Source organism: Paenibacillus rhizophilus, from assembly GCF_003854965.1.
GTDB classification, from domain to species: domain Bacteria; phylum Bacillota; class Bacilli; order Paenibacillales; family Paenibacillaceae; genus Paenibacillus_AQ; species Paenibacillus_AQ rhizophilus.
The window spans coordinates 40,646-65,739 of record NZ_RQPI01000015.1 but is presented as its reverse complement, the minus strand read 5'-3'; the positions used below and the strand labels follow the sequence as shown (position 1 = coordinate 65,739).

The following is a 25,094-nucleotide window of genomic DNA, read 5'->3' as shown; positions in this document are numbered from 1 at the left end:
GATACCGTCCTTAAGGGGACGATATCCGTTGATTTTCAATCGGGCAGCGCAGCTTCTCCATGCTTTGCGGATAATCAGGCCTGCTGCTGCGCTTCCTGCGCGGCGGCAGGAGCCGGCATTTCCCGCGCATCCTTCGTCTTCGACAGGAAAATATTCAGGATAATCGCGGTCAGCGAGCCGGACACGATGCCATTCTGCAGCAGCATTCGGGCGAACTCCGGAAGCTGGTCGAACATTTGCGGAATCGTAGCCGAACCGAGACCGACGGCGATGCTGCAAGCGGCGATCAGCAGATTACCTTCCTTGCGCAGGTCGACCTCGGAGAGAATCGATATGCCGGAAGCCGCCACCGAACCGAACATCACGATCATGGCTCCGCCGAGCACGGCGTTTGGAACGACCGTCGTCAGCGCGGCCAATTTGGGCAGTAGGCCGAGAACGACCATAATGCCGCCGGCCGCGAAAATCACATTGCGCGTCTTCACGCGGGTAAGCGAAATCAGGCCGACATTTTGCGAGAAGGCGGTATACGGAAAAGCGTTAAACAGGCCGCCGAGCATAATCGCCAGACCTTCGGAGCGCAGGCCGTTCACGACCTGCTTCGGCTCCACCTTCTGCTCCGTCACCCGGCCAACGGCAAAGTATACGCCCGTCGATTCCACCATGCTGACGATATTGACGATAATCATCGTAAAGATCGCGGTAAGACTGAATTCCGGACGGCCGAAGTAGAACGGCTGGGCGACGCTGACCCAAGAGGCGCTGCCGACGGACGAGAAATGGACCATGCCAAGAAAATAAGCAACCGCCGTTCCGGCCACAAGGCCCACCAGCACGGAAACGGAACGCAGAAACCCGGTGGCGAAACGGTTCACAAGCAGAATGACCGCAAGCGTAATCAGCGCCAGCAGCAGATTGCGGGGTTGTCCGAAATCGGCGCCGCCTTCGCCGCCCGCTGCGTTCTTCATCGCTACCGGAATCAGCGACAGGCCGATAATCGTGACGACCGAGCCGGTTACGATGGTGGGAAAGAACTTAAGCAGCCGACCGTAAAGCGGCGCGGCCAGCACGACGAACAGGCCGGAGAGAATAATCGCCCCATATGCCGTTGCCAGATTGGAGCTGGAGGCGATGGCGATAATCGGACCGACCGCCGTAAACGTACAGCCAAGGATGACCGGCAGACGGCTGCCGAAATATTTGGTGCCCATAACCTGAAGCAGCGTCGCCAGCCCGCAGGTGAACAGGTCGGCGGCGATCAGATAAGCCATTTGCTCGCCGGTAAGCTTCAGCGCGCCGCCGACAATCAGCGGAACGACGACCGCGCCCGCATACATCGCCAGCACATGCTGGAGTCCCAGGGTAAATACTTTGCGCTTGCTTAACATGATGCACTCTCCTTGATGCTTTCTTCATTGTCTATAAAATGCACTTCTCCCGGCGCCATCGCCGAAATCCGGGCCAGCGAGTGAACCTCCACACCCATATCCTCCAGCAGCCCGCGGCCTTCCTGAAAGCTCTTCTCAATAACGGCGCCGACGCCCAGCAGCTCCGCTCCCGCTTCGCGCACGATATCAACCAGGCCCACCAGGGCCGCGCCCGTGGCGAGAAAATCGTCGACGATAAGCACCTTGTCGCCGGGGCCGAGATATTTTTGCGAAATGCTGATTTGATACGATTCCTGACGCGTAAACGAATGGACCGGAGCCGAATACACCTGCTCGGAGAGGGTTACGACCTTCTTCTTCTTGGCATACAAAAACGGAACGCCCAGTGCGATTGACGCCGCCATGGCAAACTGGATGCCGCTCGCCTCGATTGTCAGTACCTTCGTAATCGGTCTGCCGCCGAATATCCGGCCGAATTCCTTCCCGATTTCGAGCGCCAGGCCGGTATCGACCTGATGATTCAGAAACGAGTCCACCTTCAGCACCGTATCGGACAAGATCTGTCCTTCCCGTCTAATGCGTTCTTCCAACACTTTCATCCTACTTCCACCGCTCCTTCTTCCTTCCGGAAACATAAAATAGCCCCGCAAAGCGCAGCTTGGGCTCGAAGCCGCTCAGAACCTTTGCAAGGACCCTAAAAACCATCAAGAAGAAACGCCTGACGGCGTCCTTAAGGACGCAAGTACGTTTCTCGTAGAAATATAAGGCCATTTATAAGCGTGTAACTTATAAAGTCTTATATTTTAAAAAAGGACAGATTCCTTGAGTGTTTCTCTCAAGTGAATCTGTCCCTCCGGGTTATTATCCCTTATGGTGCAACACGTCAGGCGTGTCCGCGCCGCCTCAAACCCCGGACGCGCTGTTCACTCATAGTCGGACAATTGCGTTGGTCATCCGGTAGAAACTTATGGGCCGTATCCCCATGATTATATGAGTTAAATCATTCTTTTTTTAGTATATTAAAAAAGGCACGCCCTCTATATTACACGGTAGGCCGCATCCTTACAAGGGCTTTTTTCAGGCTAAAACCCGCCCTTTCAACGGCTTCTCATTCAGTCTCCGCCGCGTCCGAAAGGCCTTCCCTGGAATTGACAGATTACCCGGCCGGTTATATACTCTAGGGAAATGTTTAGCACTATTTTTGTCGATATTGCACATATGTGCTACGAATGAAACGGAGGGATTGATTTGAGCACAATCAAATGGGGCATTATCGGACCGGGAGGAATCGCCCGGGAATTCGCCGAGGCCATACAGAAATACGGCGGCACGCTGTATGCTGTGGGATCGCGCAATCTGGATAAAGCGCAGCACTTCGCTGACCAATACGGGGTCACCAAAGCTTACGGCGATTATGATGAAATGCTGCAGGACCCCGAAATTGATGCCGTCTACGTCTCCACCCCGCACAGCAATCACTACGAATATATAATAGAAAGCCTGAAACAAGGCAAGCACGTGCTTGCGGAGAAGGCGATCACCGTCAATATCGGCCAGCTGCGGGAAATTGCGTCATTGGCCGAAGAGAAAGGGCTGGTCGTGGCGGAAGCGATGACGATCTACCACATGCCTTTGTACGCCAAGCTGCGGGAAATTCTGGACAGCGGCAAAATCGGCCCGCTCAAAATGGTTCAAGTGTCCTTCGGAAGCCATAAGGAATACGATGTGAACAACCGTTTCTTCAATAAAGACCTGGCCGGGGGAGCGCTGCTCGATATCGGCACCTATGCCCTGTCGTTCGCCCGTTATTTCCTGTCGGCACAGCCGCATGAAGTTCTAACCACTGTCAAGCCGTTCGAGACCGGCGTCGACGAGCAGTCGGGCATTATTCTGAAGAACAAGGCCGACGAGATGGCAGTCGTCTCATTGACGATGCGCGCCAAAATGCCGAAAAGGGGCGTCGTCGCCGGTGAGAACGGGTTTATTACCGTAGATAACTTCCCCCGCGCCTCCAAAGCCCTCATTCAATACCTGGACGGAACGACGGAAACAGTCGAAGCCGGAGAGACGGATGCGGCCCTCCAGTATGAAATCAAGGACATGGAGCAGGCGATCAAGTCGGGCGGAAGCGCCACGCTTCAGCTGTCTCTGGACGTGATGGAAATCATGAGCAATGTCAGAGGGCAGTGGGGCATAACCTATCCTTTCGAATAAAGGCAATTTCACAATGAGCTGTTCCGCAAAAAATAACCGGTCCATGCACGAAAGCATCGTGGTGGACCGGTTTTGTTTATTTTTCATTTTCGACAATATGCTTAAGAATGGACAGCTTGTTGCTCCAAAACCGTTCGTAATATGACAGCCACTCCTGAAGTTCCTGAAGAGGTTTCGGCTGCAGACGGTACAGCTTCTCCCTGCCGACCTTGCGGCCGCTGACCAGTTCTGCCTCCGACAGAATATGCAGATGCTTGGCAATGGCCGTGCGGCTTACCGGAAAATGAGCGGCAATTTCGGAGATCGGCCTCTCTTTCTCGGAAAGCAGCCTTAGCACCTGCCTGCGGGTCGGATCGGCAATCGCCTGAAACACATCATGCTTCTCCGCCGCCGCCATATTAAACCTCGGCCGCCTTTTTCAGCCGCTCCTGCACAATGGATACCCAGCCGCCCGACATCCGGCCATGAATAACCGAGCTTTTCTCGTTCGCTTTCCCGATGAGCTCGTCCGGCTGCTTCCAGCCGCCGTGAACAAGTGTAAACTCCGTCTTCTCGTCCAGCTCTTTCAACAAGAAAGAAACCGTCCAGCCTTCGGTATCCCAAGTGAAAGTCAGACTGTTCGGCGGATCAAGCTCAGTTACCTTACACGGCGTCGGGCCGAAGGGAGACTGCAGATGAAATTCATGACCGAGCTCAGGCTGAAAGTCATTCGGCATGAACCACTGCGCGATCCCTTCCGATGTCGATACTTTATCCCACACTTTCCCGATCGGCGCATCAATAATGACCGTCTGCACCACGTCCGGCAGATTGTTCACGCGGTTGTCTTCCATTGTTTTATCCCTCTTTCACCTTTTTATAAAATAACACCTTTTGGTTCCATGTCAAAAAGAAACGGCGATCCCATTGAAGGATACACCGTTTCAGCTGAAAATAGGGGACCGAAAGCTCCTTCTCGGAGCTTTATCCGGAAACCGCCGTAATGAGCACGGGCAGCACAAGGAAAGAGGACAGCGTCGTCCAAAGTATGCAGCGTGAAACCACCGAAGGGGACGCGCCGTAGCGTTCCGCCAGAACAACCCCGTTAACGGCTACCGGCATGGAGGCAAGAATGAAGAGCACGGAATGGAGCGTCCCCGTAATTCCGAGCAATGCCAGGATGCCAAGCGCGAGCAGCGGTCCCGCCAGCAACCGGATCATGATTCCCGTCCAGAACACCGAACGTTCTCCTCTGATGCCGGGCATCATGCCCACCTTCATCATCTGCGCGCCCAGAATGGCCAGCACAACAGGGGAATACGCTCCTGCTGCCATCGTTACTCCCTTCTCCACTTCGGCGGGCAGGTGCAACTGGAATGCTCGGAGCAGCAGGGCCAGAATGGCGGCATAGATCGCGGGGAGGGAAAACACCGATTTGAACGCATTTTTCACGTTAAAATGGGACCGGGCCGCAAAATAAATACCCACCGTGTTGACGATAATCATCTGACCTATGACATAAACGGATGCTTTATCAAGCCCCGCTTGTCCAAAGGCAAGCAGAACGAGCGGAAGCCCGTAGTTTACACTGTTGGTAAAGGTGGAGATGAGCGTCAATCCGGCCCGGTCCGGCGAAGAGAATTTCATCGCTTTTCCAATGGTGACCGCTACTCCCCACAGCACCAGCAGATTCAATAAGGAGAACGCCAGCGTCAAATAGATGTCATCGAATGAAATTTCCGCGTGGGACAGCGTATCCAGAATAATGGCAGGGCTTAAAAAATACAGATACAGTGTCAGCAGCGGCTTGGTGTCCAGGCGCTGAAATCGTTCCAGCAGAGCGCCGGAAATAACCGGAATCGACAGGGGGACGATGACTTCGAACAGGGTGGACAGCACGGTTTTGATCACGGACGGGCACCTCGTTATGTAGAATATTACCTTCTACTATACCGCCGGGGTTGTTTGCCGTCCAAGACTTGTAAGCAATATTCCCGATAGATACCGCCTATACACACAGCGCTTTATTGCGGAGGTATCCGGTGCAATCAGGAAGTTACCGCTCCGGCATATGCTCCTTGCAAAAAGCGGCCAGTTCTTCCTCCTCTTCGTCCTCCAGATCGAATTCAAGGAGCTTCTGCGTCGTCGTTTCAATCAGATCGTAGGTTACGACGCTCACTTCTCCATCATTCTCTTTAACAATGACCCGCACGCTGACCCCGTTCTCCGAATAAAGCTCGTCCTCCTCCGGGACCACAAGGTTAATCATAAATTCATAACGGTTTCCCGCAATAATGCCGAACGGGTCCCGGATCTGCTCCGCTGTGTAATTCGATATTTCAAGCATTTTATATCGCTCCTTTTCATCGTTCAGGAGATCATCATAGCACAGGCCCGGCGGCCTCCGCCAGATGAGCCGGGCGTTTCCGGCACAGCGATTCGGACCTCTTCATTTGTATCCTTTCCTCCTGCCGCCGCTTGCAAACCGGTGGACGAAAAAAAGACCAAACCAAGCGGACAGGCGCTTCATCTGGTCATGCTCATTTTATCTTCAGCCGGTATTCTTTGGAGCTATCAAATATTTAGTAGTTCTGTTCAGAACTATCATTTGTAGAAACCCGTCGCCATGCGTCGCTTTGCGGAGAACGCCGCTGTCGTTTGAGGACGAAAAATGATGGAGTTAGACAAGAAACATGGCGACAACAGTGGTGACCGCAAGGCCAATCAGCACGGGCTTGAGATTGCGGCGCGCCAGTTCGAACGGACTGACGCCGCAGATGGCCGCCGCCGGAATCAGCGCCCAGGGGATAAGCGTGCCGCCGCCGACCCAAATGGCAGCGACCTGGCCAAGCGCCGTCAGCGTATCGGCGCCGGAGCCGATGGCGGCGGCGAACAGGTGCGCAATGGAGCCGGCAAGCGAAATGCCGGAGAAGCCGGAGCCGTCAAGACCGGTGATGGCGCCGGTGAGGGTCAGCGTGACCGCGCCGACGATGCCGTTCAGCGGCACGGAGTTCGCCAGCGCAACGCCCAGGTCATTGACGATGCCGTGCGAGGCTTCGGGAAGGACTTTGCCGAACAGCTCGGTGAAAGCCGCGTCGCCGAGGTAGAAGAAGGCGGCGATCGGGATGACGGGGCCGAATACTTTGAAGCCGAAGACGAAGCCGTCGATGAGGTAGGAGGTGATCTGCTCCAGCCCTTGATTGCGGTGCGCAAGCAGAGTGACGAAGATCAAGATGAGGATCGCGGTGCCGCCGATCAGGGCGGTAGCGTCGCCGCCTTGAAGATGCAGCAGGAACATCGCCGCCACATCAGCAAGAAACAGCACCGGAATGAGGATGGCCAGGGCTTTCTTCATCCGCGGATGAAGGGCGACCAGTTGAAGAGAAGGGGGAGAAGACTCCCCGAACATGCCCGTTGTCCGTCCAGCCGATACGAGGCCGTCTCTCCAGGTCCCTTTCTTCTGATCCCTGCGCATCATCCAGAAGGCGGCGGCGGTCGTCACGATGCCCATGACGACGACCAGCGGAACGCTCGCCTCCATAACGCTGGCGACCGGCAGGCCCGCGGCATCCGCCGTCAGTTTCGGCGCCCCCTGAATAATGTAATCGCCGGAGAGGGCGATGCCGTGGCCGAACAGATTCATCGCCATCGCGGCTCCGAGCGCGGGCAAGCCGACCCGGAGCGCAACCGGCAGCAGGACGGCGCCCACCAGAGCCACCGCCGGCGAAGGCCAGAAAAAGAGGGAGGTAAGCAGCATAATAATGCCGATTCCCCAATACGCCATGGCCGGCGTGCGGAGAAACCGGGTCAGCGGAGACACCATCGTCTCGTTGATGCCCGTAATCATCAGCACCCGGCTCATGGCGACAATAATTGAAATGATCATGATCGTTCCCATCAGTTCCTTGGTCGCGTAGACAAAAGAGTTAAACACTCCGGATACCGAACCGCCGAGCGTCTCCGTCGCCAGGATTCCCAGGACAAAGATACCGGCCACGCAAATCATCGTCGTATCGCGCCGCTTGATGAGCAGCGCCATGATGAATACGATAAACGCCAGATAGACGTAATGGATTGCCGTTAACTGGATTCCCATGGAAGAAATCGCTCCCTTAACTTATAGCATTGATTCTATAAGTTATGCAGGAGCCCAGTAGGCGGTTCTTGCGCCTCTATGTAGAGAGGGTGTTCGTTTGACCGTTGTCCGCCAGTCTGGTCAAAATTCTCCGTTTGCGGTACAGCATCATGGCCGCTTCCGCCACCGCCTTCAGCATCTCCCGGTTCGTGTAGGCGCCGAAGAACATTCCGGCGACAGGGATTGTCTGCAGCAGCTTCTTCGAGCTCCAGTTATCCCGGTAGGCGGCAATCACTTCCCGCCATCCCTGAATTTTGGACACCGCCGCGCCCTCGCCGCCCCCAATCCGGCCATCGCTGCCGAGTTCCAGGTCCAGTTCCTCCAGAATCGCCCGTTTGCCGACCGTGTCGGCGGAAGCCAGCTGCATAACTTTTACGGCGAAGATGCGTTCCTCCTTCTCCAGCGGGTTGTACCCATAGCAAAGGCCGATCTCCTGAATCACCTTCAGCGACAGTCCGAGGATGGCGGGAATATCCGCCGCCAGCGTAAACACGCCGCCGAAGCCTGTGGTCGCCCCTTGAGCCGTGGCGAAATTGCTCCGGCTCTTGGACAGGCGGCGCGCCGCTTCGTCCATTACCGCCAGCGGATAGGGACCTTCCCGCTTCCCTGCGGTCTCGGAGCTCACCTCGCCCACAAGCTCGCCCACCTTGCGTCCAGCCACAAGGTAGTTGCCGCCATTTTGGATGTAGCTGCCAAGCTCATCCAGCAGCAGTCCTATTTTTTCATGAACAATTTTAGGGGTAAGCTTGTCCAGCAGCTTAAAGGGCAGCCGGGTCAGCCGCTCCCAAATCATAAGCTGTCTCTGATCCTTCTCCCATCTCCGTACCTCTTCAAGTGCCGCGCGCAGCTCTTCCTGCGTTTCCAGCCCTCCGGAACCAAGCGTGATTTCCGTCATGATCATACCTCCTTTAACTGCATATACGCGTTAATGATTTGCCCGTTTCCTAATATATACCCCGAATCCGATTGCCCTGCTTGAAAAAACTATTCTGGGGCAGCTTAAAAAGACCTCCGCCGATGGCGGAAGTCTTTTTATAACCGTATTCGGTTGGGACTACATCCGCCCGCCGGATCAACCCTTCTGCTTCTGCACCAAGGCAAGCCGTTCCTTCTCCGTTGCCAGCATTTCTTCCGCCAGATCGACGCCATGCCCCTGCACCGATCCTTCCGGCGCGTGGCGGACCGCCTGTTCCGCATGCTTCAGGCTGTTCTCCGCCTGCTCAATTACTTTTTCCGTCGGATGGCTCATCGCTTGGGTAACGGCGTTATGCAGTTTAGCCGCAGCATCCTCCGCCTGATCGACAGTGCTGTTCGTACGCATACTGGACTCATAATGTCTCATAAATGAGGACCACTCCTTCTCAAGCGGACTATTCTTTCCTGTTTAGGATGGCCTGAAGGCGATCGTTTATGTATTCGGGCGGGAGGGAAAATGTGGGGATGAACTCCTCCGTTTAAGCTGAGGTTCAAAGGGTACATAATTAAAAGAATTCCCGGATACCGTCCGCAGCCGGAAGCCGAATCTTTGGCAAAGGAGCGTAACCTTAAATGAACGTCCTGCCCTTCGGATTTGTGATTGTTTTTGCGCTTGCCCATATGTTTTCAAGGTATTTGTCCTTGCTGCCCTACCTTCATCGAAACCGCGCTTTGTCCGCCTCGGGAGGACTCACCATCGCCTATGTCTTCTCGGTAACGCTGCCGGAACTCAGCGAGCATCAGCATAATATTGAGAACTCGGCCGCCGTGCAGAGAGAGCTTTTTATGTATTTGCGAAATCACGCTTATCTCATTGCGATGCTTGGACTGCTCGTATCTTACGGGCTGGAGCACCTGGTCAATGTGTCGAAAAACGGAATATCGACGGAGACACCGCATCCGAGCGGGTATTTTGGATTCATATCTCGTACTTTTTCATTTTTAACGCGGTAACAAGCTACCTGCTCCTGCACAAGGAATACCATTCCACCCGCAGTACCATATTCTATGTCGCCGCCCTGTCCGTCTATCTTCTCGTCAATGATTGGAATCTGCGGCGGCACCATGATGAGGTGTATGACCGTAAAGGACGGTGGCTTCTTTTGTTGGGGATTTTGCTGGGCTGGGGGCTTAGCTTGACCGCCGACTTGCCGGCTGTTGTTACGTCTTCCGTCTACGCATTTCTGTCGGGAGGGATGGTATTCAACACGATCAAGGGTGAGTTTCCGGTCAAAAGAGAGAGCAGCTTTACCGCCTTTGCAGCCGGCTGCGCCGTCTATACGGCCGTATGGCTGCTTGCCGAATAGGACAATTCCCGGCTCTTGTTCGCTGCCGCCCGCCCAGAGCTAAAAAAGCAGCAGATACCCAAGTATCCGCTGCTTTTATGTTGCGGCCCGGCGGCTGTTTTGCCCCGGGGCGGACCCGTCCGCCGGTCAAACCCGGCAGACCGAATCCGCACTCCTGCCCCTATAATCAAGCCAGCGCCGAAACGAGGCTCTTACCGAACTCCCGCGCGCCGTCCGGCCCGTCGCTTGTAATCACATCGTCATGCGCCACCACATGCTGCACCACATATTCGGCGCTGTTGGCTTTCAGCTCATCAATCATGACTTCGACCGGATAGCAGGTCGCTTGGCGCCCGGCGAGCAGGCCCGTCTTCGCAACCACGACGGAGCCAGCGCAAATGCCGGCGACCAGAATTTTTTGCTCATACGCCTGCTTCAAATATTCACCCAGCTTCGCGTCACCCCACAGATAGTCGATCGTGCCGGAGCCGCCAATTACAGCTACCACATCATAGTCCGAAGCGGAAACGTCGGAGAATACCACCTCCGCGTTTGCTTTTCCCTGATTGTCCCCTGTAATCTCCCCCGCCTTCGTACTGGCGACTGTTACAGTGATGCCCGCGTTCTCCAGTTCGGCTTTCGGATGAAACAACTCGTCTTCGTTGAAGCGGTCCGGCGGTATAATCAGCAGTGCTTTTTTACTCATCAGTATTCCCTCCCAAGGTTATCTTCACGCAACAACCATTGTAGCGCCGCCGACATCCCTTGTGAAGAATGCACTTTTTAGTACAGAGGTTACCAAAAGGTTACCTGCTCCCGCCATTCTCCGGTCTCTGTTCCGTGGCTTGTTCAGGCTTTTTTGCAGGCTCCTTCGCAGCTGTCCGCGGTTATTTCCGGCTCGCTTCCGGGCTTCAGTTCCCGTCTGATCCGTTCGATCCGCATTTTTCCCCACTCGTACATCATTTCGACAATCGGCAGAAGCGTCATCCCAAGCTCGGTCATCGAATATTCCACCTTCGGAGGAATGTCGGGATACACCTCCCGGTGAACAATGCCGTCCTCCATCAATTCCCGGAGCTGCTGGGTCAGTATTTTATGCGAAATTTTCGGAAAAAGCTTCTGCAAATCGCTGAACCGGTGCGCGCCTTCCACGCCGAGATGCCAAAGAATGACGACCTTCCATTTCCCGCTGATGATGGACAAGGTAAGTTCCTTTTCGCAGTGAAAATCGCCGTTCACGATTTTTTGTTTGATTTCCTCTCTTAATGGATCGGACATACGGCCGCTCCTCCTTATTCCATTGGTACGCCATGCTCTTGCGCCGGTCTGCAGCCTCCCAGGCGTCTTCCGTTATTATACACCATAACCGCCGTCGCCTTTGGCGGGCGGCCCATCGTTACCTAACCATTCAAAAAAGGGCAGCCCAAGGGATGCCCTCCTTTAACGGAATTCAAATAGTCCGGCAGTTGTATGTCTGTCACACTTTTCTGTAGCTGCTTCAGCGCCGGTTCCCATAATAAGAAACTGAGACTGCTGAAGATGCTTGCGGCGGATGCCAATTAAACGGGACAGCCGTTCACGTTTAAAGTCACGGCGTCCGACAGCGGATAATTAGTTGGTGGGGGGGGCGATGGGTTGGTGGGTTGATGGGTTGGATGGGTGGTTCGATGGGTTTGTTGATGGGGCGGTGGTTAGTTGGTCAGCGGCCCGGGTTGGTCGATGGGTAGGTGGCTTAGTTGGCGGGTTGTCGGGATTCCTGCGTTGATACATCTTTTTTTCGTGGAAATCCTCCTCCCAGTCCCAGTTCCTGCAAAAGTACAGGTATCCCACCTCCCCTCTCCCCATATGGCGGAACATAAGCACAATACCTGCACCATTGCATCCTTTACTTCTTCCCACCCGAAAATCACCTGTCAAACCTGCAGGTTTGCAGGAAAATGCCAGCCACACCATCACCGGAGACAAACTGAACCGAACTAGTTAGTTAAACCGCTTCTTCAGCACGTCACCTTCTTCAGTGGCGTCCCCTTTTGCAGCCAACTACTCCTGCGGGATTTTCCCGTCCCATGCGGTCGCAATCTCACCCCTAATCCCTTCCAGCAGCTGCTCCTTGTCGTCCCGGTAGAACAGATTATAGGTGTCAAAAGGGATGATTCGCCCATCGGGATGGGCAATATGCACACAGGACTTCTTCACCGACCGCACGTCGAAATTATGCGCATCGAGAAACTGCATCACGATGACCCGGAACACATTGTCGTAGCTAATCTGCTCCGGCACGGCGGCAAGCGGCAGACAGCAGAGCAGACTCTTCAGCGACAAGGCGGAGGAGACCGGCGAGTGACCGGTGGAGAGCAGCTCGAACATTTTGCCCCGGATTGCCGGGTCCTGCTCGAACACAATCGTATTGCTGCCTCCTTCAAGCAGAATGTCCGGGTCGATCAATCCGGTCAGCGGCAGCACCTCGCTGCCAAGCTTCAGCGCGTAACCCATCGCAAGGCAGTCCGGATGACAGGGCACCGGCAAAATATCCGCCTCACCGAACACGCCCGACTGGTCAATAATGCTGCGGCGGACCTCGCTTACCGTCAAACGGTCGGACGCTGGATCATAGCCCTCCAGCCTTCCCGCCGCCTGGATCGGCTGAATCGTCACGCCGCGCACGGCTTTTTGCTTCAATCCGTATTGAATGATCGAGCCAATCTCGCCGTCATTCAGACCCTTCTTCAGCGTGACGACAAGCGTTGTCGAAATATTGAATTCGTTCAGATGGCGGATCGCCTCTTCCCGGATATGCCGCAAATCCGCGCTCCGCAGCTCCTTCAGCACGGACGCCTCCAGGCTGTCAAACTGCAGGTAAATCTCGAAGCCCGGCATGTACGAAGCGAGCCGCTTCGCGAACTCCCGGTCCCGGGCGATGCGGACGCCGTTAGTGTTCACCATGATATGTTTGATCGGACGGCTCTTGGCCATATCCAGAATCTCAAAAAAATGCGGATGCGTCGTCGGCTCGCCGCCGCTGATCTGCACGATATCCGGTTCACCCTCGTTCTCGACGATCCGGTCCAGCATGAACTCAATCTGCTCCAGCGATCGGTAGGATGTGCGGTGCGGCGAAGACTCGGCGAAGCAGATCGGGCAGCTCAGGTTGCAGTGATCCGTGATCTCCAGCAGCGTCAGACAGCTGTGCTGCTCATGGTCAGGGCAGAGTCCGCAGTCATACGGGCAGCCGTATTTAATCGGTGTATTCCACTGAAGGGGCATTTCCGAAGGCTTGATAAATTCCCGGGTCTTTTTGTAATATGGAACGTCCGTGGAGATCAGCACCTTTTCCGGGCCGTGCAGCAGGCATCTTTTGACCATGTACATGCGCCCGTCCTCTTCGATGATCTTGGCCTCGACTTTGCGGTAACACACGGAGCAGATGCTGGTGGTCAGCTCATGATAGAGATACGGTCGGTTCGGCATGGTAAGACTCCTTTATGTTGGAATGGTGAATCTATCTGAGCAGCTGCCGGAATTGCCGGAACCGCCGGGCGCCTGCCGCTTTTATTTATAGCTTCGAGCCTCCGCAGCCGCGGACGAGCGGCGGACACGCCCTCTGACCCACAGCAGCCAGGCGTAATAGACAAGACCGGCCAGACAGGCAAGCTGAATATTGTTAAGTCCAAAGTAAGGGTGTGGCGTCGGTTTGATAAAATCAACGATAAAACGGAAGGCCAAATAGCCGAACATAAACCATTGGAACATCCGGCCCGAAAGGTATATCGAACCGGGGCGGCCGCCCACAGGCGCGCGGCTTCTCCGATATAGGGGGATGAGCAGCAGCGCGAGCGCCAGCAGAAAGACGATTTCATAGAGCTGCGTTGGATGCCGCCTTACCCCGTCGCCGAAGTCGATGCCGGCGAACCAGGTCGTCGGCGTGCCATACGTATGGTCGTCAAGGCCGGTCAGAAAACAGCCGATTCGCCCGATGCACAGTCCCAGAATAAGCGGATAGGCAAAATCGTCGCCGGTGGACCTTGTCCAGCCCAACCCTTTCTTGGTCAGCTCCACGCCGATCAATCCTCCAAGCAGACCGCCGACGATCGTTTTGCCGCCCCAGAGGAAGTGAAGCTGCCGAAACTGCTCCCACGCAGCGGCCGGGTCCTCCAGCCAGAACAACAGCTTGGCGCCGAGCGCCGCGCCCAGAATCGTTCCGGCCAGAATTTGCAGGCTCATAAACCGGGACATTTCGCTCGGACGCCGGGTCCACAGATACACGCGGAAGCCGATAAAGTAGGAGAGCGACTCAAACAGCACATGCGGATGAATCCGCCAGGGACCGAGAACGATATACACGGGAAATTCCATCGGCGCGCTCCTTTGACCTGAGTTTACTGAGTGAAGATAAGGGCTCCGCAGATTGTGAGCAGCAGTACCACGAGCGCTCCGATAATCGCCAGTATGGCTACGATGACCCGAAAGGCTGCGCTTCGCCCTTTAGGCTCAGGCTTAACAAGCGACTCCGCACAGTTCTCCCGGCATCTTCCGAAATCGGGATTATAGCATTCCTCACATAATGGCTTGCCGCATCTGGCGCATTGATGAGCTGCTTCGCGTTCGGGGTGGTTCATGCAACGAAAGCCTGCCATATCTTCACCTCAATTGGGATTTACCCCTATTGTAAACGCTTCTCCAGGGATATGCCAAGCTCAGGCCCTCATAAGATGGTGTAATGAGATTGGCACGAGGAGGCGGAGCCCAAAATGACAAGCAGATGGGTTGTGTTTTCACCCGATGGAAATATTGAGACCGAGTTTATTCTTAATAGCGGCATTCCTTATTATAGTGTGCGCTATTGTCACCGGCCCGTGATCAGACCTTCGAGGCTCGGCTTCACATTTGAACATACGGAACCGCTAAATCGGAATTTCAGAGTCGCCGCCAGCAAGTACGACTGTTTTGATGAAACCTGGACACAGCCTTGGGGTGAAGTTAAGAAAATACGCAATCATTACAATGAACTCCGCGTGGAGCTTAAAGAGACTACCCCTTGTGCGCGCCGAATGTCCATCATTTTTCGCGTATATAACGGCGGCCTGGGCTTTCGCTACGAGCTGCCTGAACAGGAACATCTCTCCCATTTGGAAATCCAATGTGAAGAAACCGAATTTGCCCTGACCGATGTGGACGAGGCCTGGTGGATTCCCGCTTATCAGAAGTTATATACCGAGGGCCTCTACAACGTTACCCCCATTCACTCCATTCCTTACCGCTCCGTCCATACCCCTTTAACGATGAAAATGGCTGATGGACTATACCTAAGCATCCACGAAGCCGATTTATCCAACTATTCCTCCATGACTCTAATGCCCTCAGAGAATAACACGCTTTCCACCGACCTGATTCCATGGTCCGACGGCGTTAAAGTTAAAGGCTCCACTCCGTTAAAAACTCCCTGGCGAACGATCCAGATCGCGGAAACGCCGGGAGATTTGATTACCTCCTATTTGATCCTTAATCTCAATGAACCGAACAGGCTTGGAGACGTTTCATGGGTGCGGCCGGGCAAATATATCGGCATTTGGTGGGGCATGCATCTGGGGATTTACACATGGAGCTTTGGCCCCAAGCATGGTGCGACGACCGAAAATGCCAAGCGATACATTGATTTTGCCGCCAAATACGGCATTCCGATGGTGGTGATTGAGGGCTGGAATGTCGGGTGGGAGAACGATTGGACCAAGCATGGCGAAAATTTTAGTTTTACAATCCCTTATCCGGATTATGACCTTGTGGAAGTCACTTCGTATGCCGCAAGCAAAGGCGTGAAAATTATCGGGCACATGGAGACGGCGGGAGCTATTCAGAATTTGGAGAATCAAATGGAAGAGGCGTTTGCTTTATATAAAAGACTCGGGATAGACGTTGTGAAAACGGGCTATGTCTCCCCTGACCCTGCGCTTAAGCGCTTCGATGACCAAGGGAATCTGATCAGCATGGAGTGGCTTGGCGGTCAATATAACGTTGATCATCACCGTAAAGTAATTGAAACCGCGGCCAGATACCAGATTAGTCTGATCGCCCACGAGCCTGTTAAAGATACGGGAGAAAGACGGACCTACCCGAATATGATGACCCGTGAAGGCGCGCGGGGACAGGAGTTCGATGCCTCTGCTGAATATGTCGGGAACCCTCCCGACCATACCACCATCCTGCCTTTCACCCGGATGCTTGCCGGGCCCTTCGACTATACGCCGGGGATTGTAAGGCTGATTTATAAGGAATTCAGACCGGGCAACAGAGTGCGGGGGACGTTAGCCAAACAGCTCGCGCTGTATGTCGTTCTGTACAGTCCTCTGCAAATGGCTGCCGACTTGCCGGAAAATTACGAACAGCAGTGCGCGGCTTTTCAATTTATTCTCGATGTTCCAACCGATTGGCAGGATACCAAGGTATTGAATGGAGAAATCGGAGAGTATGTAACGATTGCCCGCAAAGACAGAAACAGTGAAGAATGGTATCTGGGCAGCATTACCGATGAGCACGGACGTACGCTTGAAGCGCCGCTCGCTTTTCTCGATCCAGGCAAACCTTATGTGGCCGAAATCTATGCCGATGGCCCCTATGCCGACTGGAGGATCAATCCTTATCCCATGACCATTTCCAAGGTATGGGTTGACAGAAGCACGACCTTGCCATTGAAGCTTGCCCCGGGAGGCGGGCAGGCCGTTCGGATACGTCCGGCTGCCGTAGACGAAATCAAGCCCTCCTCCAAATGAAGTCTAATCCCCTTGGCTCAACAACGTAAGTTCATCTAAACAGATGGCCGCATCGACCCAGGGACACCTAAGAGAAATGTCAGCCGCCTTTGCTGGTCTTGCGGTCACCTCCCTGAAAAATACCGCTCCAGAAGAAGCTGGTGACCAAACGGGCCGATCTCAAGGATAAAAGAGTTCATTTCGTCGAGCTTTCCCCATCCGGAATCGAGTTGATGGACGAGTCCTCGGCAAGACTGGAACAGCTGATCGCCGGGCGGTTCGCGCATTTGAATCCGGAGGAGACTGCTGAAGTGACGCAGGCACTGGACCTGTTGTCGGAGATGCTGCTGGGAGAATGAGACGAGCCTATACACAAAAAGGCCGGGATTTCTTTCGAGAGATCCCGGCCTTTCCTATATTCTGCACCGCCTTATGTAACTCTCAAGTAACTATATGACTTCAAAGTGCGTACTTTTCACCAGAGCCCCCGGACCGCACAATCAAGGTGTAAGCATTATAGGGAAGGAGAGAATTTGAATGCTAAACACTAAAGATTCAGCGCCGCGCAAAACGGCTCTAGTCGTCGGAGCCAATGGGGTGATCGGGCGCAATTTGATTGATTATCTTGCCACACTTCCCGATTGGGACATCATCGGTGTGTCGCGCCGCGGCGGAGAATCATCCGGCCGGGTCCGCTATATCGCCGCGGATTTGCTGGATCCCATGGAAAGCCGCGAGAAATTAAGCGGACTTTCGGAAGTGACCCATATTTTCTATGCCGCCTACCAGGAGCGGCCGACATGGGCAGAGCTCGTTCCCCCAAACCTCGCTATGCTCGTTAACGTAGTCGAGGCCATCGAGCCGGTTGCCGGAGGACTCCGGCATATCAGTCTTATGCAGGGCTATAAAGTTTACGGAGCGCATCTTGGACCTTTCAAGACGCCGGCTCGCGAGAGCGACGCCGATCATATGCCGCCGGAATTCAATATCGACCAACAGAAGTTTCTGGAGAATCGTCAGCAGGGAAAAAGCTGGACTTGGTCGGCGCTCCGTCCTTCCGTCGTGTGCGGCTTCGCTCTCGGCAATCCAATGAATCTGGCTATGGTCATAGCCGTCTACGCCTCGATGTCAAAAGAGCTGGGAATTCCCCTTCGCTTTCCCGGCAAACCGGGTGCCTACCACAGTTTATTGGAGATGACCGATGCCGGGCTGCTTGCGAAAGCCACGGTGTGGGCGGCGACCGACGAGCGCTGCGCCAATCAGGCCTTCAATATTACGAACGGAGATTTGTTCCGTTGGAACGAGCTTTGGCCCAAGATCGCCGCGTACTTTGAACTTGAGACGGCGCCTCCGCTTCCGATGTCGCTGGATGTGGTTATGCAGGACAAAGAAGCGTTGTGGGACGCCATGGTAGAGAAATACGGCCTGGAGAACAACAGCTATAGCAGCGTTTCCTCGTGGCGGTTCGGCGACTTTGTGTTTTCTTGGGATTACGACTTCTTCGCCGACGGCACCAAGGCGCGCCGGGCCGGCTTTCATGAGTTTATAGATACGGAGTCCATGTTCCTGAGCATTTTTGAAGACTTCCGCAGGCGCAAGGTAATTCCGTGAGATTACACACAGAAACCGGTCTTGCATTTCATAGACCGGTTTCTTTCTCTGCTGTCGCTTCGGACAAGATCATCGCTTGATCCCCATATTTCCGCTCAATATGGGTATCCCCCCAACGGCACATCAGATGGAGAATTTCCCTGAGACTCCAGCCGTAGTCGGTCAGCTCATATTCGACTTTAGGCGGAACCATATTGTAAGTTGTCCGCTTAACGACTTCATCCCTCTCCAGTTCCCTCAATTGCTGCGTCAGCACTTTCTGTGTGACAGCAGGCATTAGGCTTATGAACTCGCCGTTGCGCTTCTTACCGAACGTTAGATGGAATAAGATCAGCGGTTTCCACTTGCCTCCGATTACTTCGAGCGTTGCTTCCACCGCGGTATTGTAAGTTTTGACCGGCTCCATCATAAGCTCAAACACCTCCGCCCTAACCTTGATTCCTGTCAGTCTCTCCTTGGGCCTCTCTGGCTTTCTTTAACGGTTCGAGCATCTGCTCAATATGATTTTGCATCAACAGATAGGCCTGCTCACTGTTGCGCTCCTCAATGGCAATGGCAATCAGCACATGGTAATTGGACGACTTCGTTCTCATATTGGGCAGCGTATTCGTCTGCCTCCGCCCCTCCTGAAGGAGAGGAAGAATGGCCTCATTCATTCGCGACAGCACAGGCTCCCGGGCACCGGCCACGATCGTCTGATGAAACTCCAGATCGGTCTCCAGAAAAGAACCTCCCTTTTCCATCTGCACGATCATAAGATCGGCCTGCTGCCGCAGCCTTTTCACCTCGAGGTCGGTCGCCCTTTCCGCACACAAAGCCGCAAGTCTAGGTTCAATAAGCAGCCTGGCTTCCAGCAGCGAGATTAAAGAGATATCCCCAAGCTCTTTCAATTCGGCGGTCGGGTCCTTCAGCAGCAAAGGATCATTCCTCACATACATTCCCCGGCCATGCTCGATGCTGATAATGCCCTCATTCTCCAGGATCCGCAGCGCTTCGCGAACCGTGGTAATGCTTACGGACAGCTCTTTGGAGAGCTGCTGAAGCGTCGGAATCCTTTCGCCCGCGGCCCAAGTTCCATCAATGATCATTTGTTTAAATTTGTCTATCGTACTCTGGAAGGCGGTTTTTTTCATTGGGTCAGGCCTTTCTTGTGGACAAAAATAGTCTATACCAGCTTAATTCTATCACAATTAGAAAAGCCGATCATGTCCGAAAAGAAGCTATCCAGCGAAAAAAAGAGTTGACCAGACTAAAAATAGATCATATGATACTAACAAAAGAACAGATGTATTTCTTGGAATTTTAGCTAATTTGTAAAATAAGGGGCTGCTTTCGCTAAAATCTGCTTTATTTCCGACGATTGAAAGCGATTAAATTAACGGTTCATCTTATTTTTCAAATTAGACTTGGATAAAGATATGATCTGTTCAAAACAAAGGAAGGGACTTACGCTATGAAAATTACCAAGTTCGAGACGTTTGTCGTACCGCCGCGCTGGCTGTTTCTGAAGATTGAAACCGATGAGGGCATTGTCGGCTGGGGAGAGCCCGTGATTGAAGGGAAAGCGCTCACCGTTCAGGCAGCCGTGGACGAATTGATGGATTATTTGATCGGTCAGGACCCGCTGCGGATTGAAGACCACTGGCAGGTGATGTACCGCGCAGGCTTTTACCGAGGCGGCCCGGTTCTGATGAGCGCGATCGCGGGCATCGATCAGGCGCTTTGGGACATCAAGGGCAAATTTTACAACGCTCCGGTCTATCAGCTTCTTGGAGGCGCTTGCCGGGATTCTATCCGGGTCTATTCCTGGGTCGGAGGCGACCGGCCGAGCGATGTGGGGCGGGCGGCGCTGGAGAAGAAGAACGCCGGCTTTACCGCCATCAAGATGAACGCGACGGAAGAGCTGCAATTTATCGATACCTACGCCAAGATCGATGAAGTGGTCGCAAGAGTTGCCGCCATTAGGGAAGCGGCGGGGCCTTACTTTGGCATTGGCGTGGATTTTCACGGCCGGGTACATAAACCGATGGCCAAAATTTTGGCCAAGGAGCTTGAGCCGTACCGGCTGATGTTCATCGAGGAGCCTGTGCTGGCCGAGAACAATGAGGCGCTTCGCGATATTGCGGGCAGCACCTCTACTCCCATCGCAACGGGAGAGCGGATGTTCTCACGGTGGGACTTCAAATCGCTGCTGGAGTCGGGCTATGCGGATATCATCCAGCCTGACCTTTCTCATGCGGGCGGCATCACGGAATGCAAGAAGATCGCAGCCATGGCCGAAGCGTATGATGTTGCCGTAGCGCCGCACTGTCCGCTTGGACCGATTGCGCTGGCTGCCTGCCTGCAATTGGATGCAACGGCTTACAATGCGGTGATTCAGGAGCAAAGCCTCGGCATTCATTACAACCAGGGCAATGATCTGCTCGACTATATTACGGATTCGTCGGTATTTGCCTACGAGGACGGCCATGTCCGCATTCCGGATGGTCCGGGACTTGGCATTACGATCAACGAGGAGTATGTCCGCAGTATGGCGCAGGCGGGACATCGCTGGAGAAATCCTGTTTGGCGTCATAAAGACGGAACCGTAGCCGAATGGTAGTCGGCAGAAAATTACGATAAAAGGGGGTATCCAGTATGGCAAAAATCATAGGAATCGGACCCCATTATCCCGCCTTTTTGCAGAGTAAGGGGCTTTCCGCCGATTTTGTTCCGCATTTATTCCTTAAACCGCTCTCGGGCGTGATCGGAGACGGGCAGACCATCCGTCTTCCCGAACATGCCGAGAGGGTGATGGCCGAAGTAGAGATTGCGGTGCTTATCAACCGGCCCCTGCGGAACGCAAGGGAAGAGGAACTGGCCGATTTAAGCGCAATCGGCGGTTATGCAATCGCCAACGATTTGACGGCGTTTGGTCCGCATGTTATGGGCGAAGGTAAAATATACGACACCTTTACACCGCTCGGTCCATTCCAAAAGGTGAAGGACCCTAGTTCCATCCGCATTGAAAGCTACCTGAACGGTGAACGGAAGCAGTCGGCGGGGGTAGAAGATATGGGCTACACCTTTGCCCGCATCCTCGCCTATTTCTCCACGATTCTTACGCTTGAAGCGGGAGACATCGTGCTGACGGGAACTCCCGTCGGTCCGTTCGAGATTAATCCGGGGGACCGCGTGGAAATCCGCAGCGAACAGCTTGGAACAGTCAGTAACATGGTGGAAGCGTAATCATTACAATCTTATTCGAAAGGATGAATGAACAAATGGCCAAACCCGTTGTGTTTATACCGAGCAAAATCCCCGAGGAAGAGAAGGTCCTGCGCTTTTTGGAGGAGTTCGCCGAGGTGGACTACAGAGACGAAGAAGAAATGCTCGATGAGGAAGTCTTCTATGAAGGATTGCAGCGCGCATCGGGCCTGATGATCTATTCCCGCAATAAAATCCGCAGTCATGTTCTGGATCGCGCTCCTCTGCTAAAGGCGGTATGCAATATTGCGGTCGGCTACGACAATCTCGACCTGAACGAACTGACGCGCCGGGGAATTGCAGCCACCAACACGCCGGATGTCCTGACCGAAACAACGGCCGATCTGGCTTTCAGTCTGGTGCTCGCTTCCGGAAGACGGCTCGCCGAAGCCGATCATTTCGTCAAAAGCGGCGGATGGAACGGCTGGCTGCCCAGCCTGATGCTGGGCAAGGACGTGCATGGCGCTACGCTGGGCATCATCGGCTACGGCCGGATCGGCAGCGCCATTGCCCGGCGCGCCAAAGGCTTCAATATGAACATTCTGTACAACAATCTGGTCCGCGAGGAGAGGGACGAACAGGAGCTTGGCATTCAGTTCGTTCCGGTTGAGGAGCTGCTTCAGCGCTCCGACTTCGTTCTCGTGCAGGTGCCTCTCACACCGCAAACCGAAAAAATGATCAGCGATAAGCAGTTCGGGTTGATGAAAAAAGATGCGTATTTCATCAACGCCTCCCGCGGCGGCGTTGTCGATGAAGCGGCGCTGATCCGGGCGCTGCAAGAGAAGCAGATTGCCGGAGCGGGTCTTGATGTATTCGAGCATGAGCCCATCGACAAGACGCATCCGTTCCTGTCGATGCCGAATGTGGTTACGCTTCCTCATATCGGAAGCGCTACCTGGCAGACGAGAGCCAAGATGGCCATGAAAGCAGCCGAGAATATGGCGGCCATCCTGCAGGGCCGGCGCCCGGTCAACCTGGTCAACCCGAATGTCTGGACCGTAAAAGACGGCACCGTTCAATAGACCGTAAACAACAAGCCCTCAATTATGGAGCGCGGCATGCACCTGAAGACGGGTTGGCGGGATACCACCGACCCGTCAGCTTATCATGCGAAAGGCACGGCGGCCGCTTTGCAAGCGGCCTAAGAATAAAGGAGGAGCGGCAACATGTATGCGATTACAATTGATACGGGCACAACGAATACGCGGGTGAACGTATGGCGCGGCAACGAGGTCGTTGCGGAAGCTTTCCAACCTGTCGGCGTCAGAGACACGGCGATCACCGGCAGCAGACAAAAGCTCACCCAGGGAGTAAAGACGGCGATTGAGGAGGCTATGCGGACAGCGAATGTGAAGACCGGGGACTCCGTCGTCATTCTGGCTTCCGGAATGATCACCTCAAACGTCGGCCTATATGAAATTCCACATGTGCCGGCGCCCGCCGGAATACAGGAACTCGCGGCGGCAATGGTTAAGGCCGAACTGCCGGAGATCATCGACCAGCCCATCTGGTTCGTTCCGGGCGTTAAGAACAACGTGCCAGATCTTAATCTAGACACCTGCGAAACGATGGATATCATGCGCGGAGAAGAGGTCGAGGTTGTAGGAATTACGCAAAAGCTGCAGCTTGAAGGCCCTGCCGTGCTGATCCTTCCGGGCTCGCATTCCAAGATCGTCCGGATCGACGGCGACAACCGGATTACCGGATGCATGACCACGATAGCGGGCGAACTGCTGGATGTGATTACGAAGCAGACCATTCTGGCAAACGCGCTGCAAAGCTCTTTTGCCGGCGAATTGGAGGAAGCCGTACTGCTTAAGGGGGCAGCCTATGCCGAGAAAGTCGGACTTGGAAGAACCTGCTTTACCGTGCGGATTCTGGATATGTTCAGCGATTTATCCATAAATGAGAAAGCGAACTTCCTGCTCGGCGCTGTGCTTCAGGCGGATATTCTGGCCGTAAAAAACAGCGGAGCCCTGAATGTAACTCCCCTGCTGCCGGTAGTCGTATTCGGCAAGGAGCTGCTTCGGGAGGCCCTCATCGCATTAATCAAACACGATCCTTTCTTCACCGGTCCGGTTCATTCGGTCGGAAACGAGCATAAGGCGCTGGCCGGCTTCGGAGCGCTGGCTATTGCCCGCGAACGGGGAATTTTGCACAACGCTCAAATGGCTTAAATCTAAAAATCAGAATGGTTGGAGGTAATGGTTTTGGAGACGAATGTGAGCAGCGCTGTTCCCGCCATGAAGACCAAGACGGCGACAAGAGTGCGCTGGACGGTTGTCATTTGGCTTTTGGTGGGCGGCATCATCAATTTTTTGGACCGGACCAATCTGTCGATTGCGGCGCCGGATATGATGAAAGATCTGAATTTGTCGAATACGGATATTGGCCTCATGGGCTCAGTCTTCGCGTGGAGTTACGCGTTCATGCAGCTGCCCGCGGGATGGCTTCTTGACCGCCTGGGGGCCAAGAAAGTATATGCCTGGGCCGTAGCCCTTTGGAGCGGAGCAACGGCTTTTACCGGAGTCTGCACCGGCCTGACCAGTTTACTCTTCGGACGCGCACTTCTGGGAGTGACTGAATCACCTTGCTGGCCCGGCGGAGCCAAAATTACGGCTTCCTGGTTCCCGAAGCAGGAACGGGCTCTAGCTACCGGCTTCTGGGATGCGGCTTCCAAATGGGGGCCGACGATTGCTCCACCCATTCTTGTGGCATTAATCGTGCCGTTCGGCTGGAGAGCGCTATTCTTCATTACGGGAGCCATCGGCCTGATCTTTGTCGTAATCTTTGCACTTTTTTACCGCCAGCCGGAGAAGCATCCGAGAATCAGCCAAGAGGAGCTTGATTATATCAAGGCCGGCGGCGGAGGTACTGCGCAGGAGATCGGCGATTCCAAGGTATCCTGGGGCGCGCTGTTCAAGCATAAGAGCGTATGGGGCATGATTCTCGGCTTCTTCTGCTATATCTGGATATTCAATATTTTTGTCACCTTCCTGCCGCTCTACTTGATGAAGACCCAGAACGTTTCGATGAAGTCGCTGGGTATTTATGCGAGCATTCCTTGGTTCGGCGGCGTTATCGGCGCGATTCTCGGCGGTTATATCAGCAAGCTTCTGGTCGATAAAAGGGGCGCCAAGCCGCTTGTCGCCAAACGGGCCGTCATCAGTGTATGCGCGGTTCTGGCAGGGATTACCGTCATTATAATCCCGCATGCGGGCAGCCTGCCGGCGACGCTGGCCTGCATGACGGTCGCGCTTGCCCTGATGTCCGCCTTGTCCAGCTGCGCGTGGGCACTGCCGGGAGATGTGGCCCCGCCTTCAATGGTCGCTTCCGTAGGCAGCATCCAGAACTTCGGCGGTTACTTCGGCGGAGCGCTGTCTCCGGTCGTGGTCGGCATGATCGCCGACAAGACCGGTTCGTATACGATGGCCTTTACGAGCGGCGGCATTATCGCCGCCTGTGCGGCCCTGTGTTACTGGCTTCTCGTTAGAAAGCCGATTGCAGAATAGACAAA

At 54.4% G+C, this 25,094-nt stretch carries 27 protein-coding genes and 1 riboswitch; of the genes, 11 read left to right on the top strand and 16 right to left on the bottom strand.

Annotated elements, in window-relative coordinates:
- Positions 1 to 74 precede the first annotated feature (74 nt).
- Positions 75 to 1,388, bottom strand: a complete 1,314-nt coding sequence (locus EH198_RS20020; RefSeq protein ID WP_124697299.1) for a nucleobase:cation symporter-2 family protein — start codon at positions 1,386 to 1,388, stop codon at positions 75 to 77.
- A complete protein-coding gene (locus EH198_RS20015; RefSeq protein WP_124697298.1) occupies positions 1,382 to 1,987 on the bottom strand; it encodes a xanthine phosphoribosyltransferase in 606 nt (201 codons plus the stop codon). Before EH198_RS20015 ends, EH198_RS20020 begins: the two co-directional genes overlap by 7 nt.
- Positions 1,988 to 2,298: 311 nt before the next feature.
- A riboswitch (purine riboswitch) is annotated at positions 2,299 to 2,402 on the bottom strand.
- Positions 2,403 to 2,636: 234 nt separating this feature from the next.
- On the opposite strand from EH198_RS20015, the gene EH198_RS20010 reads away from it, so the two are divergent.
- Complete coding sequence (locus tag EH198_RS20010) at positions 2,637 to 3,602, top strand: Gfo/Idh/MocA family protein (protein WP_124697297.1); 966 nt, start codon at positions 2,637 to 2,639, stop codon at positions 3,600 to 3,602.
- A gap of 76 nt (positions 3,603 to 3,678) precedes the next feature.
- On the opposite strand, the gene EH198_RS20005 is transcribed toward EH198_RS20010, so the two are convergent.
- From EH198_RS20005 to EH198_RS19975, 7 genes are all read right to left on the bottom strand, one after another.
- A complete protein-coding gene (locus EH198_RS20005) occupies positions 3,679 to 3,999 on the bottom strand; it encodes an ArsR/SmtB family transcription factor (protein ID WP_124697296.1) in 321 nt (106 codons plus the stop codon).
- Position 4,000: 1 nt separating this feature from the next.
- Positions 4,001 to 4,435 carry an SRPBCC family protein gene (locus EH198_RS20000; protein WP_124697295.1) on the bottom strand — a complete coding sequence of 145 codons (435 nt, stop codon included), beginning with the start codon at positions 4,433 to 4,435 and terminating at the stop codon, positions 4,001 to 4,003.
- Between the two features lie 130 nt (positions 4,436 to 4,565).
- Complete coding sequence (locus EH198_RS19995; protein WP_124697294.1) at positions 4,566 to 5,492, bottom strand: AEC family transporter; 927 nt, start codon at positions 5,490 to 5,492, stop codon at positions 4,566 to 4,568.
- A gap of 145 nt (positions 5,493 to 5,637) precedes the next feature.
- A complete protein-coding gene (locus EH198_RS19990; RefSeq protein ID WP_124697293.1) occupies positions 5,638 to 5,928 on the bottom strand; it encodes a DUF6509 family protein in 291 nt (96 codons plus the stop codon).
- 333 nt (positions 5,929 to 6,261) lie between these two features.
- Positions 6,262 to 7,677: a hypothetical protein gene (locus EH198_RS19985; RefSeq protein WP_124697292.1), complete on the bottom strand. Its 1,416-nt coding sequence runs from the start codon at positions 7,675 to 7,677 to the stop codon at positions 6,262 to 6,264.
- 76 nt (positions 7,678 to 7,753) lie between these two features.
- Entirely contained in the window at positions 7,754 to 8,611 is an 858-nt protein-coding gene (locus EH198_RS19980) for an EcsC family protein (protein ID WP_124697291.1), read from the bottom strand.
- Positions 8,612 to 8,788: 177 nt separating this feature from the next.
- Positions 8,789 to 9,058 (bottom strand): hypothetical protein, encoded by a 270-nt coding sequence (locus tag EH198_RS19975; protein WP_124697290.1) that lies wholly within the window; start codon positions 9,056 to 9,058, stop codon positions 8,789 to 8,791.
- A 206-nt stretch (positions 9,059 to 9,264) separates the two neighbouring features.
- On the opposite strand from EH198_RS19975, the gene EH198_RS19970 reads away from it, so the two are divergent.
- Both EH198_RS19970 and EH198_RS19965 read left to right on the top strand, forming a co-directional pair.
- Positions 9,265 to 9,645 (top strand): hypothetical protein, encoded by a 381-nt coding sequence (locus tag EH198_RS19970; RefSeq protein ID WP_124697289.1) that lies wholly within the window; start codon positions 9,265 to 9,267, stop codon positions 9,643 to 9,645.
- Positions 9,646 to 9,797: 152 nt separating this feature from the next.
- Positions 9,798 to 9,998 (top strand): hypothetical protein, encoded by a 201-nt coding sequence (locus tag EH198_RS19965; protein ID WP_124697288.1) that lies wholly within the window; start codon positions 9,798 to 9,800, stop codon positions 9,996 to 9,998.
- A 166-nt stretch (positions 9,999 to 10,164) separates the two neighbouring features.
- Here the strand turns inward: EH198_RS19965 and EH198_RS19960 are convergent, their stop codons facing one another.
- The 5 genes from EH198_RS19960 to EH198_RS19940 form a co-directional block, all read right to left on the bottom strand.
- Complete coding sequence (locus EH198_RS19960) at positions 10,165 to 10,683, bottom strand: DJ-1/PfpI family protein (RefSeq protein WP_124697287.1); 519 nt, start codon at positions 10,681 to 10,683, stop codon at positions 10,165 to 10,167.
- A gap of 143 nt (positions 10,684 to 10,826) precedes the next feature.
- Positions 10,827 to 11,255 (bottom strand): winged helix-turn-helix transcriptional regulator, encoded by a 429-nt coding sequence (locus EH198_RS19955; protein WP_124697286.1) that lies wholly within the window; start codon positions 11,253 to 11,255, stop codon positions 10,827 to 10,829.
- A gap of 762 nt (positions 11,256 to 12,017) precedes the next feature.
- The gene (locus tag EH198_RS19950; protein WP_124697285.1) at positions 12,018 to 13,445 is read right to left on the bottom strand and encodes a radical SAM protein; all 1,428 of its coding nucleotides are present in this window, start codon (positions 13,443 to 13,445) and stop codon (positions 12,018 to 12,020) included.
- An 81-nt stretch (positions 13,446 to 13,526) separates the two neighbouring features.
- Positions 13,527 to 14,330, bottom strand: a complete 804-nt coding sequence (locus tag EH198_RS19945; protein ID WP_124697284.1) for a prolipoprotein diacylglyceryl transferase — start codon at positions 14,328 to 14,330, stop codon at positions 13,527 to 13,529.
- A gap of 23 nt (positions 14,331 to 14,353) precedes the next feature.
- On the bottom strand, positions 14,354 to 14,593 hold the full coding sequence (locus tag EH198_RS19940) for a hypothetical protein (protein ID WP_246014469.1): 240 nt from the start codon (positions 14,591 to 14,593) through the stop codon (positions 14,354 to 14,356).
- A gap of 132 nt (positions 14,594 to 14,725) precedes the next feature.
- Between EH198_RS19940 and EH198_RS19935 the strand changes: the two genes are divergently transcribed.
- The 3 genes from EH198_RS19935 to EH198_RS19925 all read left to right on the top strand — a co-directional run bounded on the left by EH198_RS19935 (position 14,726) and on the right by EH198_RS19925 (position 18,331).
- Positions 14,726 to 16,741 carry a glycoside hydrolase family 97 protein gene (locus EH198_RS19935; RefSeq protein WP_124697282.1) on the top strand — a complete coding sequence of 672 codons (2,016 nt, stop codon included), beginning with the start codon at positions 14,726 to 14,728 and terminating at the stop codon, positions 16,739 to 16,741.
- Between the two features lie 140 nt (positions 16,742 to 16,881).
- Positions 16,882 to 17,079, top strand: coding sequence for a hypothetical protein (locus tag EH198_RS19930; RefSeq protein ID WP_124697281.1), 198 nt, complete (start codon positions 16,882 to 16,884; stop codon positions 17,077 to 17,079).
- A gap of 178 nt (positions 17,080 to 17,257) precedes the next feature.
- Positions 17,258 to 18,331 (top strand): SDR family oxidoreductase, encoded by a 1,074-nt coding sequence (locus EH198_RS19925; RefSeq protein ID WP_124697280.1) that lies wholly within the window; start codon positions 17,258 to 17,260, stop codon positions 18,329 to 18,331.
- A gap of 28 nt (positions 18,332 to 18,359) precedes the next feature.
- On the opposite strand, the gene EH198_RS19920 is transcribed toward EH198_RS19925, so the two are convergent.
- On the bottom strand, positions 18,360 to 18,740 hold the full coding sequence (locus EH198_RS19920) for a winged helix-turn-helix transcriptional regulator (protein ID WP_124697279.1): 381 nt from the start codon (positions 18,738 to 18,740) through the stop codon (positions 18,360 to 18,362).
- A 19-nt stretch (positions 18,741 to 18,759) separates the two neighbouring features.
- Positions 18,760 to 19,464, bottom strand: a complete 705-nt coding sequence (locus EH198_RS19915; RefSeq protein ID WP_124697278.1) for a FadR/GntR family transcriptional regulator — start codon at positions 19,462 to 19,464, stop codon at positions 18,760 to 18,762.
- Between the two features lie 320 nt (positions 19,465 to 19,784).
- Between EH198_RS19915 and dgoD the strand changes: the two genes are divergently transcribed.
- From dgoD to EH198_RS19890, 5 genes are all read left to right on the top strand, one after another.
- The gene (gene dgoD, locus EH198_RS19910; protein ID WP_124697277.1) at positions 19,785 to 20,933 is read left to right on the top strand and encodes a galactonate dehydratase; all 1,149 of its coding nucleotides are present in this window, start codon (positions 19,785 to 19,787) and stop codon (positions 20,931 to 20,933) included.
- 35 nt (positions 20,934 to 20,968) lie between these two features.
- Positions 20,969 to 21,559 carry a fumarylacetoacetate hydrolase family protein gene (locus tag EH198_RS19905; RefSeq protein WP_124697276.1) on the top strand — a complete coding sequence of 197 codons (591 nt, stop codon included), beginning with the start codon at positions 20,969 to 20,971 and terminating at the stop codon, positions 21,557 to 21,559.
- A 35-nt stretch (positions 21,560 to 21,594) separates the two neighbouring features.
- On the top strand, positions 21,595 to 22,599 hold the full coding sequence (locus EH198_RS19900; protein WP_124697275.1) for a 2-hydroxyacid dehydrogenase: 1,005 nt from the start codon (positions 21,595 to 21,597) through the stop codon (positions 22,597 to 22,599).
- A gap of 144 nt (positions 22,600 to 22,743) precedes the next feature.
- Positions 22,744 to 23,754, top strand: coding sequence for a 2-dehydro-3-deoxygalactonokinase (locus EH198_RS19895; protein ID WP_124697274.1), 1,011 nt, complete (start codon positions 22,744 to 22,746; stop codon positions 23,752 to 23,754).
- A gap of 27 nt (positions 23,755 to 23,781) precedes the next feature.
- On the top strand, positions 23,782 to 25,089 hold the full coding sequence (locus EH198_RS19890) for an MFS transporter (protein ID WP_425464157.1): 1,308 nt from the start codon (positions 23,782 to 23,784) through the stop codon (positions 25,087 to 25,089).
- Positions 25,090 to 25,094: the final 5 nt, after the last annotated feature.

Bases quoted from the DNA above. Each gene is read 5' to 3' on its own strand.
- EH198_RS19935 (WP_124697282.1), top strand. From the start codon at position 14,726: ATGACAAGCAGATGGGTTGTGTTTTCACCCGATGGAAATATTGAGACC.
- EH198_RS19985 (WP_124697292.1), bottom strand. From the start codon at position 7,677: ATGGGAATCCAGTTAACGGCAATCCATTACGTCTATCTGGCGTTTATC.
- EH198_RS19975 (WP_124697290.1), bottom strand. From the start codon at position 9,058: ATGAGACATTATGAGTCCAGTATGCGTACGAACAGCACTGTCGATCAG.
- EH198_RS19980 (WP_124697291.1), bottom strand. From the start codon at position 8,611: ATGACGGAAATCACGCTTGGTTCCGGAGGGCTGGAAACGCAGGAAGAG.
- EH198_RS19925 (WP_124697280.1), top strand. From the start codon at position 17,258: ATGCTAAACACTAAAGATTCAGCGCCGCGCAAAACGGCTCTAGTCGTC.
- EH198_RS19905 (WP_124697276.1), top strand. From the start codon at position 20,969: ATGGCAAAAATCATAGGAATCGGACCCCATTATCCCGCCTTTTTGCAG.
- EH198_RS20005 (WP_124697296.1), bottom strand. From the start codon at position 3,999: ATGGCGGCGGCGGAGAAGCATGATGTGTTTCAGGCGATTGCCGATCCG.
- EH198_RS19960 (WP_124697287.1), bottom strand. From the start codon at position 10,683: ATGAGTAAAAAAGCACTGCTGATTATACCGCCGGACCGCTTCAACGAA.
- EH198_RS20020 (WP_124697299.1), bottom strand. From the start codon at position 1,388: ATGTTAAGCAAGCGCAAAGTATTTACCCTGGGACTCCAGCATGTGCTG.
- EH198_RS19950 (WP_124697285.1), bottom strand. From the start codon at position 13,445: ATGCCGAACCGACCGTATCTCTATCATGAGCTGACCACCAGCATCTGC.
- EH198_RS19955 (WP_124697286.1), bottom strand. From the start codon at position 11,255: ATGTCCGATCCATTAAGAGAGGAAATCAAACAAAAAATCGTGAACGGC.
- dgoD (WP_124697277.1), top strand. From the start codon at position 19,785: ATGAAAATTACCAAGTTCGAGACGTTTGTCGTACCGCCGCGCTGGCTG.
- EH198_RS19940 (WP_246014469.1), bottom strand. From the start codon at position 14,593: ATGAACCACCCCGAACGCGAAGCAGCTCATCAATGCGCCAGATGCGGC.
- EH198_RS19900 (WP_124697275.1), top strand. From the start codon at position 21,595: ATGGCCAAACCCGTTGTGTTTATACCGAGCAAAATCCCCGAGGAAGAG.
- EH198_RS19890 (WP_425464157.1), top strand. From the start codon at position 23,782: ATGGTTTTGGAGACGAATGTGAGCAGCGCTGTTCCCGCCATGAAGACC.
- EH198_RS19970 (WP_124697289.1), top strand. From the start codon at position 9,265: ATGAACGTCCTGCCCTTCGGATTTGTGATTGTTTTTGCGCTTGCCCAT.
- EH198_RS19990 (WP_124697293.1), bottom strand. From the start codon at position 5,928: ATGCTTGAAATATCGAATTACACAGCGGAGCAGATCCGGGACCCGTTC.
- EH198_RS19945 (WP_124697284.1), bottom strand. From the start codon at position 14,330: ATGGAATTTCCCGTGTATATCGTTCTCGGTCCCTGGCGGATTCATCCG.
- EH198_RS19915 (WP_124697278.1), bottom strand. From the start codon at position 19,464: ATGAAAAAAACCGCCTTCCAGAGTACGATAGACAAATTTAAACAAATG.
- EH198_RS19895 (WP_124697274.1), top strand. From the start codon at position 22,744: ATGTATGCGATTACAATTGATACGGGCACAACGAATACGCGGGTGAAC.
- EH198_RS20015 (WP_124697298.1), bottom strand. From the start codon at position 1,987: ATGAAAGTGTTGGAAGAACGCATTAGACGGGAAGGACAGATCTTGTCC.
- EH198_RS19920 (WP_124697279.1), bottom strand. From the start codon at position 18,740: ATGATGGAGCCGGTCAAAACTTACAATACCGCGGTGGAAGCAACGCTC.
- EH198_RS20000 (WP_124697295.1), bottom strand. From the start codon at position 4,435: ATGGAAGACAACCGCGTGAACAATCTGCCGGACGTGGTGCAGACGGTC.